This window comes from Paracidovorax valerianellae (genome assembly GCF_900102625.1).
Classification (GTDB): Bacteria; Pseudomonadota; Gammaproteobacteria; order Burkholderiales; family Burkholderiaceae_C; genus Paracidovorax; species Paracidovorax valerianellae.
In genome coordinates this window covers 41,656-55,051 of record NZ_FMZC01000003.1, presented here as the reverse complement: position 1 = coordinate 55,051, position 13,396 = coordinate 41,656, and the positions used below count along the sequence as shown (strand labels likewise).

Sequence of the window (13,396 nt, the reverse complement as noted above, 5' to 3'; positions counted from 1 at the left end):
CGGTGGGCGCTATTATTTTTATAGTGTCTGTGGAGTTCATGCCCGCCCTTCCTGTGCCGCCGCGGCCACCGCGTCCAGGCGAATGCAGCGGGCCGAATGGTCTTCGCCCAGCGGCACGGCGGGCGGCAGAACCGGGTAGCAGTCCGGCACGGTGAAGCCGCAGCGCCCCGCGAAGGGGCAGCCTGGCGGCAGGTCCACCAGCTCGGGCACCGTGCCGGCGATGGTGGGCAGGCGCATGCGCCCGCCGGGCGCTTCGGCCCCGGTTGCCAGGGGCACCGCCACGTTCAGCCGGGGGCGGGCCGCGAACAGCCCCCGCGTGTAGGGGTGGGCCATGGCCGAGAAGACTTCAGCCGTCGGGCCGCGCTCCACGACGGTGCCGCCGTACATCACCAGCATGCGGTCCACGTTCTGCGCGATCACGCCCAGGTCGTGCGAGATGAGGATCAGCGCCATGCCGCGCTCGGCCACCAGTTCGCCGATCAGCCCCAGGATCTGCTGCTGCACCGTCACGTCCAGCGCCGTGGTGGGCTCGTCGGCAATCAGCAGGTCGGGCCCGCAGGCCAGCGCCATCGCGATGGTGATGCGCTGGCGCTGCCCGCCCGAGAACTGGTGCGGAAACGCATCGAAGCGCTGCGCCGCGCGGGGAATGCCCACGCGGTCCAGCAGCGCCACGGCCTGCGTGCGCGACGCGGCGGCGGACAGCCCCAGATGCCGCCGCAGCGGCTCGGCCACCTGCCGGCCGATGGTGTGCACGGGGTTCAGCGCCGTCATCGGCTCCTGAAACACCATGCCGATCCGGCGCCCGCGAATGCGGCACAGCGCCGCCTCGCTCTGGCCGAGCATTTCGGCGCCGTCGAAGCGGATGCTGCCGCGGGTGGTGGCGCGGTCGGGCAGCAGGCCCATCAGCGCCATCGCGGTGAGCGACTTGCCGCAGCCCGATTCGCCGATGAGCCCCAGCGTCTCGCCGCGTTCGAGCGTGAAGCCCACGCCCCGCACCGCATCGGCCGGGCCGCGGTGGGTGTGCAGGCGCACATGCAGGTCGGAGACTTCCAGCAGGGGCATGGCGGGCGCGGAGTGGCTTTCCATGTCGGTCAGCGTTGGCGTGCCAGGCGCGGGTCGAGCAGATCGCGCAGGCCATCGCCCAGCAGGTTCAGCCCCAGCACCGCCAGCGCGATCGCCACGCCGGGCCACACGGCCAGCAGCGGCGCCTGGAACATCAATGTCTGCGCTTCGCTCAGCATGCGGCCCCACGACGGTTGCGGCGGCTGCGTGCCCAGGCCCAGGTACGACAGCGCGGCCTCGGCCAGGATCGCCAGCGCGAACTGGATCGTGGCCTGCACGATCAGCACTGCGGCGATGTTGGGCAGCACATGCTCGGTCGTGATGCGCCAGGGCCCCTTGCCGCAGGCGCGTGCCGCCAGGATGAATTCGCGCGACCACACCGCGTTGGCCGACGCCCGCGTGACCCGTGCGAACGTGGGAATGTTGAAGATGCCGATGGCGATGATCGAATTGACAACGCCCGCCCCGAACACGGCCGTGAGCATGATCGCCGACAGAATCGCCGGAAACGCGAAGGTGAAGTCGGCCATCCGCATGATGAGTTCTTCCACCCAGCCCCGCCGCGCCGCTGCGAGCAGGCCCAGCGCCGTGCCGATGGTGAGCCCGATGCCCACCGCGATCACCCCGACCAGGATGGAGTTGCGCGCGCCCACCAGCAGCAGCGAGGCCACGTCGCGCCCGAACGCATCGGTGCCCAGCCAGTGCGCGGCGGAGGGGGGCAGCAGTTTCGCCTCCATGTCCATGTCGTAGGGCGAGCCGGGCGTCCACACGAACGACACGAGGGCGGCCAGCACCAGCAGCAGCGACAGCACCGCGCCGATGGCGAAGCTGCGGTGGCGCAGCGCCCGCGTCAGGCCCGAAGGCGCTGTGGCGGTAGGGGCGGTAGGCGCGCTCGTAGCCGCGGTGGCGGTCGCGGGGGAGGGCGGGGCGGAGGTGGGCGTCACAGGTCGCTCGCTTTCACGCGCGGGTCGATGGCGGCATAGAGAATGTCCACGACGAAGTTCACGACGATCACCATGGCCGCCAGCAGCATCACGCAGTTGCGCACCACGATCAGGTCGCGGTTGGCGATCGACTGGAAAATCAAGCGCCCCAGGCCCGGCAGGTAGAACACGTTCTCCACCACGATGGTGCCGGCCAGCAGGTTGGCGAACTGCAGGCCCATCACCGTCACCACGGGAATCATCGCGTTGCGCAGCACATGGCCCCAGAGCGCCGCGCGGCGCGACAGGCCCTTGGCGCGCGCCGTGCGCACGAAGTCTTCGCGCAGCACCTCCAGCACCGAAGAGCGGGTGATGCGCGCGAGGATCGCCGCCTGAACCACGGCGAGCGAAATCGCCGGCAGCAGCAGCGCCTTGAGCGCCTCGAGCGGGCTGCCGCCGCTTTCCTCGGTCCAGCCCGGAAAGCCACCGGCCGAGAACCATTGCAGCTTCACCGAAAACAGCAGGATCAGCAGGATGGCAAACCAGAAATTCGGAATGGCGATGCCGATCTGCGCCAGTCCCATCACGCCGACGTCGCCCCAGCGGTTGTGGCGCGACGCGGCATACACGCCCGCCAGCAGGGCCAACACGGTGGTGATCGCCATGGCCAGCAAGGCCAGCGGCACGGTGAGCGCCAGCCGCTCCAGCACCAGATCCCGCACGGGCGTGCCGTAGGCATAACTGTCGCCCAACTGGCCCGTGAGCAGGCCGCCCACCCAGTGGCCGTAGCGCTGCAGCGCCGGCTGGTCCAGCCCCAGTTTGGTCGCCAGGGCAGCGACCGCTTCCGGCGAGGCATCGGGGCCCATCAGCATCTGCGCGGCATTGCCGGGCAGGATCTCCAGAACCACGAACACGACCACCGATGCGCCGGCCAGCGTGGCGACGAGCGTGATCAGCCGTTTGAGGAGGAAGGGTCCCATGGAGTGGTTCTGAGGGGCGCCAGCGGCGTCCGGGCTGCCGAAGGGGCAGGGCGGCTTGAAGTGCAGCATAGCGGCAAATGCTGGGGCAGGGCCAGTGCCTGGGTGCCGGACGTGTCGCCTGCGTTCGCCGTGCCAATGGCTTGGTGCGGTCGTGGGGACGGGCGTATCCGTAGCGGCTGGCAGCACCCGTCGCCACCGCCCCGCCTGCGCAAGGGGCATGCCTGCGCGGGGATAATCGCCCGATGACCTCCGCACTCCGCACACCCCAGGCCCCCGCAAGGAGACAGCCATGGCTCTGATGATCACCGACGAGTGCATCAACTGCGATGTGTGCGAGCCCGAGTGCCCCAACCAGGCCATCTACCTGGGCGAGGCCATCTATGAAATCGATCCCGCCAAGTGCACCGAGTGCGTGGGGCATTTTGACGAGCCGCAGTGCGTGCAGATCTGCCCCGTGGCGTGCATTCCGGTCAACCCGCAGCACGTCGAGAGCCGAGAAACCCTGTTTCAGAAGTACGAGCGCCTGCAGGCGCCCGCCCAGGGCTCCGTCGCTTGATTCAAGTGTTTTAGGCCTCCAGCGCTTATCTGGTAAGCGCGGGAGGATATAAAAACAATAGCTAAACGCCCTCGGGCCGTGGCGGCTTGGGGCGCGGAGGCTTGGTCGTGTGCACCAGCAGCGTGGCCTTTTCCATGTCGCCAGCCAGCATGGCCGGATGGGCTTTCAGCGAGTGGACGATGCTGTCTTCGATCAGCGTGCGCTGGTCGGGCGAGGGCTTCTTGAGCACCCAGTTCGCCACTTCCGCCTTGATGCCGGGGTGCCCGATGCCGATGCGCAGGCGCCAGTAGTCCGCGGAGCCCAGTTGCGCATGGATGTCGCGCAACCCGTTGTGGCCGGCATGGCTGCCGCCTCGCTTGAGCTTCACCTGGCCGGGAGCGATGTCCAGTTCGTCGTGCGCCACCAGGATCTCATCCGGCTGGATCTTGAAAAAGCGTGCCAGCGACGCCACCGATTTGCCCGACAGGTTCATGAACGTCTGGGGCTCCAGCAGCCAGACGCTTTGCCCATGAACGCTCGTACGGGCCACCAGCCCGTGATAGCTGCGGTCGGGTACCAGCGTGGTCTTGAGTTCGCGGGCCAGCGCATCGATCCACCAGAATCCGGCGTTGTGGCGTGTGGCGTCGTAGTCGGGCCCTGGATTGCCCAGGCCCACAAACAGTTTGATCATGGTGTCCGCGATTGTCCGTGTGCGCCAAAGAAAAACGGCCCGCATGACGGGCCGTTGAGAGCAAGCCACTAGCGCGGCTGGCAAGGAGCGGCAGTGCTGCAGCCCCTTGCTTGTCGGTATGCGACGTGCTGCTGCTTGCTTACTTCTTCTTGCCCTTGCCGCCCTTGGCATCGGCGGCAGGTGCTGCTGCGTCGGCAGCAGGCGCTTCCACTTCGACCACGGGGTTCGTCACGGACACCAGAACGGGGTTGTTCTGGCCGCCACGGATCACAGCACTCACGCCGCGGGGCAGCTTGATGTCCTTCAGGTTCAGCGAAGCACCCTTCTTCAGCTTGGACAGGTCCACAGCGATGAATTCAGGCAGATCGGAAGGCATGCACGACACGTCGAGTTCGTTCACGACGGGGTTCACCAGGCACTTGTCGACCTTCACGGCGTCGGACTCTTCAGCGCCGCTGTAGTGCAGTGGCACCTTCATGTGCAGCTTGGTCTTGGCATCCACGCGCTGGAAGTCGATGTGCAGCACGAGTTGCTTGTAGGGGTGGTATTGCACGTCACGCAGCAGCACTTTGCTGGTGGCGCCGGCTACTTCCATGTCCAGCACGCTGGAGTGGAAGGCTTCCTTCTTGAGGGCGTGCCACAGAGCGTTGTGATCGATCTCGATCAGTTGTGGCTCGGCTGCACCACCGTAGACGATGCCGGGCGTCTTGCCCGTGTTGCGCAGACGGCGGCTCGCACCCGTACCTTGCTTGGCGCGCTCAAAAGCGACGAAGTTCATAGTTAGCTCCTGTAAGGGCCGGCCGCGACCAGCTCAGGCCCTGTTGAAAAAGACCCGCGCCACTTGGCAACGGGTCTGCTTGCGTTCCCGAACGAACAAACCTCCCGAAGGAGGCTTGCCCTTCAATCCGCCCTGGGGCGGAAGGTCATCAGAAAAGATTGTCCTGGTCCGAGAACAGACTCATCACCGACTCGCCCTTGGCAATGCGCTGGATCGTTTCTGCGATCAGCGGTGCCACGGAGAGTTGGCGAATCTTGGCGCATCCCTTGGCGGCTTCGCTCAAGGGGATGGTGTTGGTCACGACCACTTCGTCGAGCGCGGAGCCTTTGGCGATGCGCTCGATGGCTGGGCCCGAAAAAATGGGGTGCGTGCAATAGGCATACACCTTCTTGGCGCCGCGCTCCTTGAGCACTTCGGCCGCCTTCACGAGCGTGCCGGCGGTGTCGATCATGTCGTCCATGATCACGCAGTTGCGGCCGTCGATTTCACCGATCACGTGCATCACTTCCGACACGTTGGCCTTGGGGCGGCGCTTGTCGATGATGGCCAGGTCGCAGTTCAGCTGCTTGGCCAGCGCGCGGGCACGGACCACGCCACCCACGTCGGGCGACACGACGATCAGGTCGTCGTATTGTTTTTGGCGCAGGTCACCCAGCAGAACAGGCGATGCGTAGATGTTGTCCACCGGAATGTCGAAGAAGCCCTGGATCTGGTCCGCATGCAGATCCATGGTCAGCACGCGGGCGACACCCACGGCTTGCAGCATGTTGGCCACCACCTTGGCGGAGATGGGCACCCGGCTGGAACGGGGGCGGCGATCTTGCCGGGCGTAGCCGAAGTAGGGGATCACCGCGCTGATGCGTTCGGCCGAAGCGCGCTTGAGCGCGTCAACCATGATCAGCAGTTCCATGAGGTTTTCGTTGGTCGGCGCGCAGGTCGACTGCACGACGAACACATCGCGGGCACGGACGTTTTGTTTGATTTCGACGGTGACTTCGCCGTCGGAGAAACGGCCTACATCCACTGCACCGAGCGTGGTGCCGAGGTGCCGGGCAATGTCAGCCGCCATCCCAGGATTGGCGTTGCCGGTGAAAACCATGAAGTCGGGGTGATTGGCTTGCATGAGCGACCCAGCAGTCTAAAAAAATGCCCGTGTGCGAAAGGATTTGGCAGGGGAAGAAGGATTCGAACCTTCGCATGCCGGAATCAAAATCCGGTGCCTTAACCAGCTTGGCGACTCCCCTACACAGGTCGATTGCCGAAAGCAATCAACCGAAATCTTCGTCTGAGGCCCATCCTGCCAGAGGATGAATCATCAGATTTTCACATGCCTTCACTTGCCATGCGCCCGGGGCGTCCTGCAAGTTCACCGCATGTGGCATTTGCGCAAACACTGCACTTCCAGAGCCAGTCATTCGACCTTGCAACCCTTTTGATTCAAGCCAATCGAGAGCCTGACTTATTTCGGGGCACAGTGCCTGAGCAACCGGCTGCAGGTCATTACTTCCGAATCGGTAGTGTGCTGCAGCAAAGCCTAAGATTGTAGCATAGCCAGAATCGCGTTTTAAAGAAGGATGCGAAAAAATCGATTTCGTATCCAATCCTGCTTCTGGTTTGACCACCAGGAATTGTGTTCTTGGCAGTGCATGCTCTCTCTCAAGCGGGCGTATTGTCTCACCAATTCCTTCGACCCAAGCGTTCCGGCCACGTAAAAAAAAGGGCACGTCGGCCCCAAGCGACAGTCCGATTTGCTCTAGCTGCTTTCGGGTGAGGCGCAAATCCCAAAGCCTGTTAAGAGCCAGCAAGGTAGATGCGGCATCCGACGATCCACCGCCCATGCCGGCCTTGGCTGGAATGCGCTTCTCTATGCTGATGTGGGCCCCCAGCGTGCATCCCGTCGTCTCTTGCAGCGCCATGGCCGCTCGCACGCAGAGGTCTTGCGGGGGCAATGTTTGCGACAGGTCTTCCCGAGTCACTTGGCCATCGCCACGCCGTTCGAAATGCAGGGTGTCGCACCAATCGATGAGCATGAACACCGACTGCAGCAGGTGATAGCCATCGTCCCGCCGTCCGGTGATGTGCAGAAATAGATTGAGCTTGGCCGGTGCCGGCACATCATGCAGCGACTGCATGCGCTCAGCGATCCAATGCAATGCGCAGCGTGGCCTGGGGCAGGGGGCTGCGGCGGTAGGCGACGAGCCGACCCCGATCCATTCCTTCGAGATCGGCATCCCATCCTGCCACCGCGGTGGGCTCCTGGCGGAGCCAGCCGAAGAGGGCGGACACGGGAACGGTGCTACCCGTAAGTTGCAAAACCAAAGTGTCCAATGAGTCGGATTCGCGCGTCTCGTTGCCATTGGTCAACGTGGCTTGGCCTGGAGCCCACGTCAGCTTGGCGATGACGTTGCCGAAGGGATTGAGCAGCGTCAATTCACCTTGCGCTGGCTGGCCTTTCAACTCAAAGGCTGCGTTCAATGGCTGGGCCGCAGGGTCGTCAACCTGGAGTGAAAGTCGGCCACTCCATGCATCGGCTTTTGCGGCTTCCTCATTGCTTAACTGAGCCGGCTGTGCGCAACCAGCCAGAAGCAGCGCCATCACTAGTGCCAGTAACGCGCTCCATAAGGACCGGCGAGGCTTGAGGAAAGCATGGAGATGGCTCATCGCCATAGGTCGTATCAAGGATTAGCTCCCAGGCGCTTCAGCGTCTGCTTCAGGGTGTCGTTGTCTTTGTTCAAACGCAAACCCTCTTTCCAGACCGCCGCTGCGCGATCGCGCTCTCCCATCGTCCAAAGCACTTCTCCCAGATGGGCCGCAATTTCCGGATCGGGCTGCGCTTTGAACGCATCGCCTAGCAGGCGTGCCGCTTCCTTTCGGTTGCCGAGTCGAAACTCCACCCACCCCAGGCTGTCCATGATGAACGGGTCTCCGGGGGCATATTCCAACGCTTTGGCAATCAATTGCTTGGCTTCCGGCAGGCGAATATCTCGCTCGGCGAACGAGTATCCCAATGCGTTGTAGGCGTGGTGATAGTCTGGTTGGCGAGCGATGATCTCGCGCAGCAGTTTTTCCATCTCGTCCAACAAACCTGCTTTTTCGGCCAGCATGGCTTGGTCATAGACCAACTCGTTGTCTTGCGGTGCCAATGCTGCTGCCTTGCCCTGCGCTTCGTAGGCTTCGCGGTAGCGTTGAGCATCGCGCAGGAGTTGCACTTCTGCGAGCAGCTTCATGCGCTCTTCCTGCGCGGTCTTGGCAGGTAAGGCGCGGATGAGCGCAATGGCCTCAGGCAGCTTGCCTTGTTTGGCCAGCAGGGATGCTCGACGGCTCTGTACCGTCAGCAATTCGGCAGAATTTCCAACCTTTGCCAACCATTCTTCAGCCTCGGCCAGATTGCCGCGTTTTTCTGCAATTTGCGCATGCAGCAAAAGGGCTTGGGTCATTGCCGCACGATGCGGATCACTATCGGGCAGGGACTCGAGCAATTTCTGAAACTGCAGCAATGACGCCCGTGCTTCATCGAGACGGTTTGCCTGCAGATGCAAAGTGGCTTGGATCAACCAAGCTTCGGCCATGTCCGGCGTGCTCTGGGTGAGTAAATCTGCCTGTTTGGAGGCCTCCGCATAGCGTTGAGAGTCCAGCAGGACCCTGACATATGCCATTCGAATTTCCGGCTTGGGCATGCCAGCCAAGTACCGAGCAACCAGCGGTTCGGCTTCCGTTTCACCGGCTTCGAGAAGCTGCAGTGCCAACAGAGCTACGCCCTCAGCGGGTGCTTCCAATGTTTGCGCCTGACGCGCGGCCTCCAAGCCACCCTTTTTGTCACCGGCCGCCAGGCGCATCCGTCCCACAGTGATCCAGGCCATGGGGCCAGATGCCGGATTGATGAGTTGGTCTGCCAGCGCCTGTTCCACCACTTTGCTTGCCATGGCCTTGTCACTCGCTCGCCCATAAAGCTGGGGTATGGCCTGTAGCGTCATCGCCTTGTCGCGAGCGGGTGACTGCGCCAGTTCTTGCTTGAGCAAATTCGACGTCTCTTCGATTCGGTTCAGCGCGATGAGTATCTGCAGCACGTACCGATTGGCTTCTCGCGATTGAGGCTTGGCCTCTTTCCAGGCCTTCGCTGCTGCGAGTGCATAGTCAGCCGAGCGGGACTGCAGCGCAATCTCGATAGCCCGGCGATAGAGTTGGCCATCGCTACTGCGCCGGGCCGCTTCGAGCATGAGCGAGTAGCCCGTGCCAGGGTCTCCGCCCGTTGTGCTGATTTCTCCCAGCAGGATTTCATAGAAGAGTTCGGCATCGAGTGCCGCAGCGGCATCGCTGGAAGATTCCTGAGACTCTCGGGAGTCCACTTGCGGCTTGGGCGGCGGCGCGGTTTGTGCCTGAGCGGAGAGAGTTCCCATCACCATGGTGCATGCCAGGGTAACGGTCCAGATTCGATGTGATTGCGCCATCGACCCATAATAATCCATGGTTCAAGGTCTTTGTGGAGCGTGCAGGCATGCCTGAGTTGCCGGAAGTGGAAGTAACGCGACTCAGCATCGCGAAGGGTATTTCAGGGGCAGTGATCGAATCCGTCGTGATGGGTAAGCCGTTGAGATGGCCGCTCGGCTGTCCGCCGGAACTCTTGACTGGCCGCACTGTCGTAGGGGTGCGGCGGAGGGGTAAATACCTCCTGCTGGATCTGGATGTCGGGTTGCTTCTAGTGCACCTAGGCATGTCCGGTAGCCTTCGGTTAGGGCACGATCTTGGTGCTGCTGGCCCTCACGACCACTTTGAAATGGCAACGACCTCTGGCACGCTGCGTCTGCGTGACCCTCGGCGATTCGGTGCAGTGGTGTGGGCTGAGAGCGAAGACGATCCCGTTGCAAGAAAGCTGCTCATCAACCTGGGTGTCGAGCCCCTGTCGGATCTGTTCACTGTTGACGGACTTTTTTCGGGGTTGCGTGCCAGTCGTTCGACCGTCAAACAAGTACTGCTCGGTGGAAAAGTGGTGGTCGGCGTCGGCAACATCTATGCGTCGGAAGTCCTTTTCCTGGCAGGAATTCGACCCACGGCGAAATCATCAACCATAAGTTTGGAGCGTGCGCGCCGATTGCATGCAGCGATTCGGCAGGTGCTGGCAAGGGCAGTAGAACGTGGGGGCAGCACGCTGCGTGATTTTGCGAGTGCCGACGGCAGCGAGGGTCATTTCCAACTCGAGGCCCATGTTTACGGTCGCCACAACGAAGCATGCCGGGCCTGTGGTTCCCCTGTGCGCATGATTCGGCAGGGGCAACGAAGCACTTACTATTGCATGCGCTGTCAGAAGGCATGAGTTAAAGGGGAAGCACCCGCCCGTTGCACGCTCCGATAAGTTCGTAGGGTGCTATATTTTGTGCAGACCCTCGCCCGTTGAGGGTGCAGCGACATTCGGGAGCAAAGTGGGACCTTCTTTTAACGAGCAGTTCGACCAGCATGGCGCGTGGCGCCGCGCATTCGCGCTTCAATTGAAGCAGTTGGCCGATTGGATGACGTCGCACTCTCTCATGGACACTGCTGTGGGCGAAAAGCTGCAGCGGCTCGAGAGCCAAGTACGCAGCGATAAGGTCATGGTGGCCTTCGTTGCGGAATTTTCCCGTGGCAAGTCCGAACTGATCAACGCCATTTTCTTTGCAGACTACGGTCGCCGCATCATGCCTGCCAGCGCTGGCCGGACGACGATGTGCCCGACCGAGTTGGGCTATGACCCGGCTATGCCTGTGAGTTTGCGGTTGTTGCCCATCGACACCCGGCTTCAAGTTCAGGGATTGGCCGAGTGGCGGCTCAAACCCGAACGTTGGATCCAGATTCCCTTGGACATCAGTGATGCTGCGCAATTGGCCCATTCCCTTGAAAAGGTGGCTGAGGTCCGACGCGTTACTTTGGAGGAGGCGAGGGCTCTTGGTTTCTGGCATGACGATTTGCCGCAAGAGAATCCTGTGCCTGATGCTTCAGGGCTTGTGGAAGTCCCGATGTGGCGGCACGCCATCATCAATATTCCGCATCCTTTGTTGAAACAGGGCTTGGTGATTCTCGACACTCCCGGGCTGAACGCGGTGGGTGCAGAGCCTGAGCTCACCATCAATCTGATTCCGCAGGCGCATGCGGTGGTCTTTATTCTCGGAGCTGACACCGGGGTTACCCGATCTGACCTGTCAATCTGGCGCGAGCATCTGACTGCGCCGGCTGAAAACGCGGACGCACGCTTGGTCGTGCTCAACAAAATCGATACGTTGTGGGACACCCTGAACTCGCCCGAGCAAGTTCAGGAGCAACTCGAGCGTCAGCGTTTGACATCCGCTGAGATGCTGGGTATTTCACAAGATCACGTCATGCTCGTTTCGGCGCAAAAAGGACTGATCGCAAAAATCCAATGCGATGATTTGTTGCTGGAGCGCAGTGGCCTGCCAGTGCTTGAAGAAGCGCTGGCCCAGGGCGTTATGGGAAAACGCCAATCCATTCTTCGCTCTGCTGTAGGAGCAGGCATTGCCAGCCTTCGAACGGAGACATCCCGAGTAATCAATATCCGCCGCCGCGATTTGGATGACCAGATGTTGGAGTTGCGCAGCTTGCGAGGCAAGAATGCGTCGGTCATCGATTCCATGCGCACACGGATTGAGCAAGAGCAAAAGGAATTTGAAATGAGCACCGCCAAGATTCAGGCGGTGCGTGCAGTGCATTTGAAATTACTGCGCGACATTTTTCATGAGTTGGGAGCGCGCTCACTCAAGGCGGAGTTGGCTTTGTTGACTGATGCCTTGCAGCAAAAAGGCCTGAAATTGGGAGTGCGTAAGGTTTATTCAGACACTTTCGACCGGCTGCGCGGTACCGTGGACAAGGCTCAATCCTCAGGCACTGAAATTCACGCCATGTTGGGAGGCACTTTTCGCCAATTGAATACGGATTTTGGATTCTCGCTTCAGGTGCCCCCTACGCCTCAGCTCGAGCCGTTCATGCAGGAGATAGCGCAAATTGAGCAGCGTCATCTGCAGTATTTGAGCATGGGCAATGCGCTCAAGCTTGCACAGCCCGAGTTCGCTCAAAGATTGGTTCGAGCCTTGGGTATGAGGCTTCGGACGGTGTTCGAATCGATCGCCAATGATCTTGAGTTGTGGAGCAAATCCGCTACTGCGCAACTCGACGCTCAACTGCGAGAACGCAAGCGCAGTTTTGCTCGCCGCATTGAAGCCGTTGACCGAATTCAGCAAGCAGCGAGTGGCTTGGTCGAGCGCATTGCAGAGATTGAAATGGCAGAGCAAGACTTGATGCAGATGGAGACACGTCTCAACGCAATGACGGAGCAACTTGCAGCAGTTCCCCGGTCTGAAGAATTGCAAACCAGCCAGCATATCGCTTTGGCATGAGCGACAAGTTGGAAATCGCTACCGACGTAGTTCGGTGGCAGGCAGTGCATGGCCGGAATCATCTGCCTTGGCAGCAAACTCGCGATCCGTATCGTGTGTGGTTGTCAGAGATCATGCTGCAGCAAACCCAAGTAGTCACGGTGCTTGGCTATTACGAGCGATTTCTGGCGAAGTTTCCGAATGTCCAGTCGCTGGCAGCAGCTTCCGAAGGTGAGGTGCTAGCGCTGTGGAGCGGGCTGGGATACTACAGCCGTGCGCGAAACCTGCATCGCTGTGCGCAGCAGATTGTTGCGATGCATGGAGGTTTATTTCCTCAGACGGCTGAAACCTTGTCAGAGCTGCCGGGCATTGGTAGGTCAACAGCTGGTGCCATCACTGCCTTTTGCTTTTCCGAACGTGTTCCCATTTTGGATGCGAATGTCCGCCGAGTCTTAACGCGCGTGCTCGGATTTTCCGAAGACTTGGCGGTTTCCAGGAATGAGCGTCTGCTCTGGGATCGCGCTCAAGACCTGTTGCCTGAAAATGATCTGCAGCACGCAATGCCCCGCTACACCCAGGGACTGATGGATCTAGGCGCAAGTTTATGCACGCCAAAGAAGCCAGCCTGCATCGTCTGCCCGCTGAATGTGCAATGCAAGGCCCGTCACGATGGAGATCAGGAGCGGTATCCCGTTCGCACTCGCAAGCTTTTGCGACGCGCTGAGTCTTGGTGGTTGATGTTGCTTCGCGATGATGCGGGGCGCGTTTTGCTGGAGCAGCGACCGTCAACGGGAATCTGGGCTGGCTTGCACTGCTTGCCTGTATTCAGCGACCGCGCTGATTTAGAGAATTTACTGAAAGCGTGGCCTGCCTCACTTACGGACGCTGACGCTTTTCTCCATGTTCTGACCCATCGTGATCTGCATCTGCACCCTGTTCAGATCTATTGGAAAAATGAATGGGGCAAGCCAATAGCGGGGTCATGGTTCAATCCCGGTGAATTGGAGCATTTGGGTTTGCCCACGCCCATCCGCAAATTGCTAAATAGCGTGTAGAGAACCGGTGTGAG

Annotated in this window: 13 protein-coding genes and 1 tRNA gene; 4 read left to right on the top strand and 10 right to left on the bottom strand. The window is 61.1% G+C overall.

The features are described 5' to 3' along the window. Positions 1–36: 36 nt before the first annotated feature. Genes BLT03_RS05545 through BLT03_RS05535 form a run of 3 tightly spaced genes read right to left on the bottom strand, consistent with a single transcriptional unit; the run spans position 37 to position 2,965 of the window. On the bottom strand, positions 37–1,062 hold the full coding sequence (locus tag BLT03_RS05545) for an ABC transporter ATP-binding protein (RefSeq protein ID WP_092741946.1): 1,026 nt from the start codon (positions 1,060–1,062) through the stop codon (positions 37–39). A 29-nt stretch (positions 1,063–1,091) separates the two neighbouring features. Then, a complete protein-coding gene (locus BLT03_RS05540) occupies positions 1,092–2,006 on the bottom strand; it encodes an ABC transporter permease (RefSeq protein WP_092741189.1) in 915 nt (304 codons plus the stop codon). Continuing rightward, positions 2,003–2,965 carry an ABC transporter permease gene (locus BLT03_RS05535; RefSeq protein WP_092741949.1) on the bottom strand — a complete coding sequence of 321 codons (963 nt, stop codon included), beginning with the start codon at positions 2,963–2,965 and terminating at the stop codon, positions 2,003–2,005. Before BLT03_RS05535 ends, BLT03_RS05540 begins: the two co-directional genes overlap by 4 nt. A 289-nt stretch (positions 2,966–3,254) precedes the next feature. Here BLT03_RS05535 and BLT03_RS05530 point away from each other — a divergent pair, with 289 nt between their 5' ends. After that, a complete protein-coding gene (locus BLT03_RS05530; protein ID WP_092741187.1) occupies positions 3,255–3,521 on the top strand; it encodes a YfhL family 4Fe-4S dicluster ferredoxin in 267 nt (88 codons plus the stop codon). Positions 3,522–3,582: 61 nt separating this feature from the next. On the opposite strand, the gene pth is transcribed toward BLT03_RS05530, so the two are convergent. The 7 genes from pth to BLT03_RS05495 all read right to left on the bottom strand — a co-directional run bounded on the left by pth (position 3,583) and on the right by BLT03_RS05495 (position 9,435). Beyond that, on the bottom strand, positions 3,583–4,191 hold the full coding sequence (pth, locus tag BLT03_RS05525) for an aminoacyl-tRNA hydrolase (RefSeq protein WP_092741185.1): 609 nt from the start codon (positions 4,189–4,191) through the stop codon (positions 3,583–3,585). A gap of 139 nt (positions 4,192–4,330) precedes the next feature. Continuing rightward, a complete protein-coding gene (locus tag BLT03_RS05520; RefSeq protein WP_092741183.1) occupies positions 4,331–4,969 on the bottom strand; it encodes a 50S ribosomal protein L25/general stress protein Ctc in 639 nt (212 codons plus the stop codon). A gap of 148 nt (positions 4,970–5,117) precedes the next feature. Next, positions 5,118–6,092: a ribose-phosphate pyrophosphokinase gene (locus BLT03_RS05515; RefSeq protein WP_092741181.1), complete on the bottom strand. Its 975-nt coding sequence runs from the start codon at positions 6,090–6,092 to the stop codon at positions 5,118–5,120. A 44-nt stretch (positions 6,093–6,136) separates the two neighbouring features. Next, positions 6,137–6,213, bottom strand: a tRNA-Gln gene (locus tag BLT03_RS05510). A gap of 24 nt (positions 6,214–6,237) precedes the next feature. Further along, entirely contained in the window at positions 6,238–7,101 is an 864-nt protein-coding gene (ispE, locus tag BLT03_RS05505) for a 4-(cytidine 5'-diphospho)-2-C-methyl-D-erythritol kinase (RefSeq protein ID WP_092741179.1), read from the bottom strand. 4 nt (positions 7,102–7,105) lie between these two features. Beyond that, positions 7,106–7,564, bottom strand: coding sequence for a lipoprotein insertase outer membrane protein LolB (locus tag BLT03_RS05500; RefSeq protein WP_245711254.1), 459 nt, complete (start codon positions 7,562–7,564; stop codon positions 7,106–7,108). Between the two features lie 80 nt (positions 7,565–7,644). Beyond that, positions 7,645–9,435 carry a tetratricopeptide repeat protein gene (locus tag BLT03_RS05495; RefSeq protein ID WP_092741175.1) on the bottom strand — a complete coding sequence of 597 codons (1,791 nt, stop codon included), beginning with the start codon at positions 9,433–9,435 and terminating at the stop codon, positions 7,645–7,647. A gap of 29 nt (positions 9,436–9,464) precedes the next feature. Here BLT03_RS05495 and mutM point away from each other — a divergent pair, with 29 nt between their 5' ends. The 3 genes from mutM to mutY all read left to right on the top strand — a co-directional run bounded on the left by mutM (position 9,465) and on the right by mutY (position 13,382). Next, positions 9,465–10,280, top strand: coding sequence for a bifunctional DNA-formamidopyrimidine glycosylase/DNA-(apurinic or apyrimidinic site) lyase (gene mutM / locus BLT03_RS05490; RefSeq protein ID WP_092741173.1), 816 nt, complete (start codon positions 9,465–9,467; stop codon positions 10,278–10,280). A 106-nt stretch (positions 10,281–10,386) separates the two neighbouring features. Next, positions 10,387–12,348, top strand: coding sequence for a dynamin family protein (locus BLT03_RS05485; RefSeq protein ID WP_092741171.1), 1,962 nt, complete (start codon positions 10,387–10,389; stop codon positions 12,346–12,348). Further along, positions 12,345–13,382, top strand: a complete 1,038-nt coding sequence (gene mutY, locus BLT03_RS05480; protein ID WP_092741169.1) for an A/G-specific adenine glycosylase — start codon at positions 12,345–12,347, stop codon at positions 13,380–13,382. Before BLT03_RS05485 ends, mutY begins: the two co-directional genes overlap by 4 nt. Positions 13,383–13,396: the final 14 nt, after the last annotated feature.

Bases quoted from the DNA above. Each gene is read 5' to 3' on its own strand.
- BLT03_RS05545 (WP_092741946.1), bottom strand. From the start codon at position 1,062: ATGCCCCTGCTGGAAGTCTCCGACCTGCATGTGCGCCTGCACACCCAC.
- BLT03_RS05535 (WP_092741949.1), bottom strand. From the start codon at position 2,965: ATGGGACCCTTCCTCCTCAAACGGCTGATCACGCTCGTCGCCACGCTG.
- BLT03_RS05530 (WP_092741187.1), top strand. From the start codon at position 3,255: ATGGCTCTGATGATCACCGACGAGTGCATCAACTGCGATGTGTGCGAG.
- pth (WP_092741185.1), bottom strand. From the start codon at position 4,191: ATGATCAAACTGTTTGTGGGCCTGGGCAATCCAGGGCCCGACTACGAC.
- BLT03_RS05520 (WP_092741183.1), bottom strand. From the start codon at position 4,969: ATGAACTTCGTCGCTTTTGAGCGCGCCAAGCAAGGTACGGGTGCGAGC.
- BLT03_RS05515 (WP_092741181.1), bottom strand. From the start codon at position 6,092: ATGCAAGCCAATCACCCCGACTTCATGGTTTTCACCGGCAACGCCAAT.
- ispE (WP_092741179.1), bottom strand. From the start codon at position 7,101: ATGCAGTCGCTGCATGATGTGCCGGCACCGGCCAAGCTCAATCTATTT.
- BLT03_RS05500 (WP_245711254.1), bottom strand. From the start codon at position 7,564: ATGGCGCTGCTTCTGGCTGGTTGCGCACAGCCGGCTCAGTTAAGCAAT.
- BLT03_RS05495 (WP_092741175.1), bottom strand. From the start codon at position 9,435: ATGGATTATTATGGGTCGATGGCGCAATCACATCGAATCTGGACCGTT.
- mutM (WP_092741173.1), top strand. From the start codon at position 9,465: ATGCCTGAGTTGCCGGAAGTGGAAGTAACGCGACTCAGCATCGCGAAG.
- mutY (WP_092741169.1), top strand. From the start codon at position 12,345: ATGAGCGACAAGTTGGAAATCGCTACCGACGTAGTTCGGTGGCAGGCA.